We start from the raw sequence: 6,080 nt of genomic DNA, 5'->3' as shown, positions 1-6,080 counted from the left end.
CAGCCAGAAAGGTGTACCGGTCCAGGGAACAGGCCCGCGCCGATGTGTTCGACTACATCGAGCGGTTCTACAACCCGACGCGTCGTCACTCGACGCTCGGCTACGTCAGCCCTATACAGTTCGAGAAAGCTCAAAAAGCTTAGGTCGGCGTCTATGAGACCGGCAGCATCCCACAAAGCAGAGCTTGCGTTCGAGTGCCTCGACTTCCGCCGCGCTGACGCCGAGTACGCCAAGCGGTCGCGCACTACCACACGAAGGCGACGCTCAAGGAAATGCGAATCCGCCGACGAAATAGTTAACCTGCGGGTTGGTGCCCACCACCACGGTGGCAGGAAGGGTGGAGCCGCTGTGCAGTGCACTTGCATTATTGATGATGTAGGCTGAATTTGCGGCTCCGACATACAGGCGATCGTTCGACGGATCAAATGTGGCCGAGTGCGCCGGAATGTTGAACGACTGAATGAGTGTGTTACCCGCGGCCGTGCTTGAGCCGTCGACGACGCCCAACTGTCCAGTGCCCGCAATGTAGAGGCGATCGCGCGCCTGGTCGATGCTGAGACCTGTCATGACGTTAAGTGCCGGAATGGTCATGACACGTACAGCCTGATTGATGGTGGGGTTGGCGCCAACCATTTCTTGCAGCCCAGTCAGGTCGAAGACAAACACCGCAACGGTCGATCCCAATCCATAAAGCAACTTTCGTTGCGTATCAATGGTGAAGCCTCGCGAACCGCTGGCGACGGCGTAGCGGTGGTTCGGCGTCACGCTGCCGGACGCGGTGCTTGCATTGCCGATGATGGCCAGCACATCCTGGTATTGCGCGCTGCCGGCGAGATACAGCGTGTCCGTCGCCTTGTCGAAGGCGACGTTCGAAAAGAACATGATGCCCGTGCCGCTCGGCTGAATGGTCCGGGTCGGTGGGACTGCACCGCTTAGCGTGCTGGCCTTGTCGAACACGAGAATATCGGGGCCGCTGCTGGCGTATAGCCGGTCATTGGCTGAGTCGTAGGCCAGCGCTTCGCCCAGAAAGCCTTGGATGCCCGAGATGACCTTGGCCTGTGGCGTCGTACCAGGCGCAGGGTTCTGAGTCTGGAAGGAGAGGATCGATTGAGCGCCTTGGATGGCAGCGAAAGGAACTCGGGCTTCGATGGGCTTGGATCTACTTGAGTAACCGGGCCCTGATCCGAAGGCGGGGGCTCAGAGCTTCCCGTGTTGGGTGTCGTCGCTGGCGCGATGGGTGCGATGGCCACTCCAATAGGGATTCCTCCTCCGCCCACCCCCGCCCCCCCACCACCGCAAGCCTCCAATCCAGCGACCAAACAAAGAATCACACCCCATTGTGCAAATCGCATGTGCTCCCTCCGAGCGTAGTTGTTGATATACCTCTCGCCTTGATGGCCGGGCGCGCGGAGAATAATCGTTTAAAGGCGATACATCAATATCGCAAATACGGTTAGGTCTTCCGACCGATCTCATGGTCGCTAGATAGGCGCCGCGTTCGGATCAAGTGGTGGTGATACTTCCTCTTTGGTATTAAAGCGCCGTCATCGGGGGCGTCCATACCTTTGCTATGACGCTGCCAAGATTGCCCGCCAACGCTTGCGAAGCGGCTCGTGAGCGCCAGTCCGGATGTCCATAATTACCCGCGTGTTGGGATCCTTCTCGTAGGCGCACATGACCTCGATCAACAACGGTGACGCAGGGCCGGCGATCTTCTTGGTTTCGAAAAGCTCAAATGGGACGATTCCACAAGCCAGCCGTCCGTCGACGGGTGGCCACGTAGTTATTGGCCTCCACCTTGTCCTCGAAGGCATGGAAGAAAGGCTTCGACATGAAGCGGTGCGTGACGCGGAGCTGGAACTTGTTTTCGCGCTTCAGGAAAGAGGACAAATCGGGCTCCGGTTGGAGCACAAATGTTACTGGACTTGACGGACAAACCGATCCGCTGCCCGTTCGCAACGCTACTGAAACAGGGCAGCAGCCAAGCCAAAACGAGCTGAAGTGAAGCCAGAAACAAAAACGCCCCGGAGTGTCCGGGGCGTCTAACTTGTTAATCTCACAAGATATTAGTGGAGGCGCGACCCGGAGTCGAACCGGGCTAGACGGATTTGCAATCCGTTGCATAACCGCTTTGCTATCGCGCCACGCAGAAAAACGAAATCGACCTAGCGAAAAAAAGGGAAGCTGGTGCTTCCCTTTTTCAAAACTGGAGCGGGAAAAGAGTCTCGAACTCTCGACCTCAACCTTGGCAAGGTTGCGCTCTACCAACTGAGCTATTCCCGCGTTTCGAGCCTCGAATTATATACCAGTTTTTCGAGGCTTCACAAGTTTTGCGATCAACCGGTCAATGTTTGACCGAACCTTCGGAGGCCGGGGCCGCCGCGCGCTGCTTGGCCAGTTCGGCCACGGCAGCGGCGGATGCCGCCACTTCCTCGTCGGACAGCGGTTCGGGCATTTTCTCCAGAGCGATCTCGAGCACCTTGTCGATCCACTTCACCGGCACGATCTCTAGCCCGTTCTTCACGTTCTCGGGAATGTCCTGCAGGTCCTTGGCGTTCTCTTCCGGAATCAGCACGGTCTTGATGCCGCCGCGCAGCGCGGCCAGCAGCTTTTCCTTCAGGCCGCCGATGGCCGTCACCTCGCCGCGCAGCGTGATCTCGCCGGTCATGGCGACGTCGCTGCGCACCGGGATGCCCGTGAGCGCCGACACGAAGGCCGTCGTCATGGCGGCGCCTGCGCTCGGACCGTCCTTGGGCGTGGCGCCGTCGGGCACGTGGATGTGGATGTCGCGCTTCTCGAACACCTCGTCCTTGATGCCCAGGCGGCGCGAGCGGCTGCGCACCACCGTGCGCGCGGCCTCGACCGATTCCTTCATCACGTCGCCCAGCGAACCGGTGCGGCTGATCACGCCCTTGCCGGGCATGGTCACGGCCTCGATCGTCAGCAGGTCGCCGCCGACTTCGGTCCACGCAAGGCCGACCACCTGGCCGACCTGGTTCTGCTTCTCGGCGAGGCCGAAGCTGTACTTGCGCACGCCCAGGAACTCGTTGAGGTTCGCGCCGTCGACCGTGACCTTCGGCTTCATCTGCTTGAGCAGCAGGCCCTTGACCACCTTGCGGCAGATCTTGGACAGCTCGCGCTCGAGCGAACGCACACCCGCTTCACGCGTGTAGTAGCGCACGATGTCGCGCACGGCCTCTTCGGTGACCAGGAGTTCTTCTTCCTTGACGCCGTTGTTCTTCAGCTGCTTGGGCAGCAGGTACTTGATCGCGATGTGCGTCTTCTCGTCCTCGGTGTAGCCCGAGAGGCGGATGACCTCCATGCGGTCCAGCAGCGCCGGCGGAATGTTCATCGAGTTCGAGGTGGCGACGAACATGACGTCGCTCAGGTCGAAGTCGACTTCCACGTAGTGGTCGCCGAAGGTGTGGTTCTGCTCGGGGTCGAGCACCTCGAGCAGCGCGCTCGACGGGTCGCCGCGGAAGTCCGTGCCCAGCTTGTCGATTTCGTCGAGCAGGAACAGCGGATTGCGCGTGCCGATCTTGCTCAGCCCCTGCAGCACCTTGCCCGGCAGCGCGCCGATGTAGGTGCGGCGGTGGCCGCGGATCTCGGCTTCGTCGCGCATGCCGCCCAGCGCCATGCGGGTGTACTTGCGGCCGGTCGCCTTGGCGATCGATTGGCCGAGCGAGGTCTTGCCCACGCCCGGTGGGCCGACCAGGCACAGGATCGGCGCCTTCACCTTGTCCACGCGTTGCTGCACCGCGAGATATTCCAGGATGCGGTCCTTGACCTTCTCCAGGCCGTAGTGGTCGGCGTTGAGCACGGCTTCGGCATTGGCCAGGTCGTGCTTGATCTTGGTCTTCTTGCTCCAGGGCAGGCCGATCAGCACGTCGATGTAGTTGCGCACCACGGTGGCCTCGGCCGACATGGGCGACATGAGCTTGAGCTTCTTGAGCTCGCCCTCGGCCTTCTTCAGGCCTTCCTTGGACATCTTGGCGAGCTTGATCTTCTTCTCGATCTCCTCGATGTCCGCGCCCTCTTCGCCTTCGCCCAGCTCCTTCTGGATGGCCTTGACCTGCTCGTTCAGGTAGAAGTCGCGCTGGTTCTTTTCCATCTGGCGCTTCACGCGCCCGCGGATCTTCTTGTCGACGTTCAGGATGTCGACTTCGCGCTCGAGCTGGCCGAACAGGTTTTCCAGGCGGGCCTTGACGTCGTCCAGGTCCAGCACGGCCTGCTTGTTGTCCAGCTTGAGCGGCAGGTGCGCGGCGATGGTGTCCGCCAGGCGGCCCGGGTCGTCGATGCTCGAGATCGAGGTCAGGATCTCGGGCGGGATCTTCTTGTTCAGCTTGACGTACTGGTCGAACTGCTGCATCACGGCGCGGCGCAGGGCCTCGACCTCGGTGCCCTTCTCGCCGCCTTCGAGCGCCTCGACGGGCGTCACGTTGGCCGAGAAATGGGTTTCGCCGTCATCGATGCGGTTCACGCGCGCGCGCTGCTGGCCTTCGACCAGCACCTTCACGGTGCCGTCGGGCAGCTTGAGCATCTGCAGGATGGTCGAGACGCAACCGACCTCGAACATGTCCTCGACCGAGGGCTCGTCCTTGGCGGCGGCCTTCTGGGCCACCAGCATGATGCGGCGCTCCGCTTCCATGGCCAGTTCGAGCGCCTTGATGCTCTTGGGGCGACCCACGAACAGCGGGATCACCATGTGAGGGAACACCACGACGTCGCGCAGCGGCAGCAGCGGGAGGTCGAGGGCTTCGGGAGGCAGAGGGGTATGGCCAGACATGCAGATCCTTCGCGTCTTTGGCTTTAGGCCTTTTTCGCCGCTTCGCGGTACACGAGCAGCGGGGGCTTGTTTTCGTCGATGGTCGATTCCTCGACCACCACCTTGTCGACATTGGTCGCGTTCGGCAATTCGAACATGGTGTCGATCAGCGACTGTTCAAGGATCGAACGCAGGCCGCGCGCACCCGTCTTGCGGGCCAGCGCCTTGCGGGCGATGGCCTTGAGCGCCGCCGGGCGGATCTCGAGGTCCACGCCTTCCATCTGCAGCAGCTTGGTGAACTGCTTCACCACGGCATTCTTGGGCTCGGTCAGGATCTGGACCAGCGCGTCCTCGCTGAGTTCCGCGAGCGACGCGACCACGGGCATGCGGCCCACGAGTTCGGGGATCAGGCCGAACTTGATCAGGTCTTCGGGCTCGACTTCGCGGAACACCTCGGTGATGCTGCGCTGCGCCTTGCTCTTGACCGAGGCGCCGAAGCCGATGCCCGAGGCCTCGGTGCGGTTTTCAATGACCTTTTCCAGGCCGGCGAAGGCGCCGCCGCAGATGAACAGGATGTTGGTCGTGTCGATCTGCAGGAAGTCCTGGTTCGGGTGCTTGCGCCCGCCCTGGGGCGGCACGCTGGCCATGGTGCCTTCGATGAGCTTGAGCAACGCCTGCTGGACGCCCTCGCCCGACACGTCGCGCGTGATCGAGGGGTTGTCGGACTTGCGCGAGATCTTGTCGATTTCGTCGATGTAGACGATGCCGCGCTGAGCGCGTTCGACCTCGTAGTTGCAGCTTTGCAGCAGCTTCTGGATGATGTTCTCGACGTCTTCGCCCACGTAGCCGGCTTCGGTCAGCGTGGTGGCGTCGGCCATCACGAACGGCACGTCGAGCATGCGCGCCAGCGTTTGCGCCAGCAGCGTCTTGCCCGAGCCCGTGGGGCCGATCAGCAGGATGTTGCTCTTGCTGAGCTCGACGTCGTCGCCCTTGGACTTTTCCTTGTGGCGCAGGCGCTTGTAGTGGTTGTAGACCGCCACCGACAGCATGCGCTTGGCCGGCTCCTGGCCGATCACGTAGTTGTCGAGGTTGGTCTTGATCTCCAGCGGCGTGGGCAGGTCGCTGCGTGCTTCACGCGCCTCTTCGCCCGCCGGCAGCTCGTCGCGGATGATCTCGTTGCAAAGGTCGATGCACTCGTCGCAGATGAAGACCGAAGGGCCCGCGATCAGCTTCTTGACCTCATGCTGGCTCTTGCCGCAGAACGAGCAGTAAAGCGTTTTTTTCGCTGGAAGAGCCTTTTTATCGGCCATGGACA

5 protein-coding genes and 2 tRNA genes are annotated in these 6,080 nt (G+C 61.6%); 2 read left to right on the top strand and 5 right to left on the bottom strand.

Annotation, left to right across the window (positions count from 1 at the left end):
* Positions 1-143: IS3 family transposase (locus BMG07_RS12375; protein WP_198084815.1), on the top strand; the 143-nt coding region annotated here is incomplete at its 5' end.
* A 121-nt stretch (positions 144-264) separates the two neighbouring features.
* Here BMG07_RS12375 and BMG07_RS12370 read toward each other — a convergent pair.
* Positions 265-957, bottom strand: coding sequence for a hypothetical protein (locus tag BMG07_RS12370; protein WP_198084814.1), 693 nt, complete (start codon positions 955-957; stop codon positions 265-267).
* A gap of 717 nt (positions 958-1,674) precedes the next feature.
* Here BMG07_RS12370 and BMG07_RS12365 point away from each other — a divergent pair.
* The gene (locus BMG07_RS12365) at positions 1,675-1,929 is read left to right on the top strand and encodes a hypothetical protein (protein ID WP_198084813.1); all 255 of its coding nucleotides are present in this window, start codon (positions 1,675-1,677) and stop codon (positions 1,927-1,929) included.
* A 141-nt stretch (positions 1,930-2,070) separates the two neighbouring features.
* On the opposite strand, the gene BMG07_RS12360 is transcribed toward BMG07_RS12365, so the two are convergent.
* From BMG07_RS12360 to clpX, 4 genes are all read right to left on the bottom strand, one after another.
* Positions 2,071-2,144, bottom strand: a tRNA-Cys gene (locus tag BMG07_RS12360).
* A gap of 63 nt (positions 2,145-2,207) precedes the next feature.
* Positions 2,208-2,283, bottom strand: a tRNA-Gly gene (locus BMG07_RS12355).
* Positions 2,284-2,344: 61 nt separating this feature from the next.
* On the bottom strand, positions 2,345-4,786 hold the full coding sequence (gene lon / locus BMG07_RS12350; RefSeq protein WP_198084812.1) for an endopeptidase La: 2,442 nt from the start codon (positions 4,784-4,786) through the stop codon (positions 2,345-2,347).
* Positions 4,787-4,809: 23 nt separating this feature from the next.
* Positions 4,810-6,075, bottom strand: coding sequence for an ATP-dependent Clp protease ATP-binding subunit ClpX (clpX, locus tag BMG07_RS12345; RefSeq protein ID WP_198084811.1), 1,266 nt, complete (start codon positions 6,073-6,075; stop codon positions 4,810-4,812).
* Positions 6,076-6,080: the final 5 nt, after the last annotated feature.

This window comes from Variovorax sp. E3, from assembly GCF_016082275.1.
Taxonomy (GTDB): domain Bacteria; phylum Pseudomonadota; class Gammaproteobacteria; order Burkholderiales; family Burkholderiaceae_C; genus Variovorax.
This window is presented reverse-complemented; position numbering and strand designations above follow the sequence as displayed.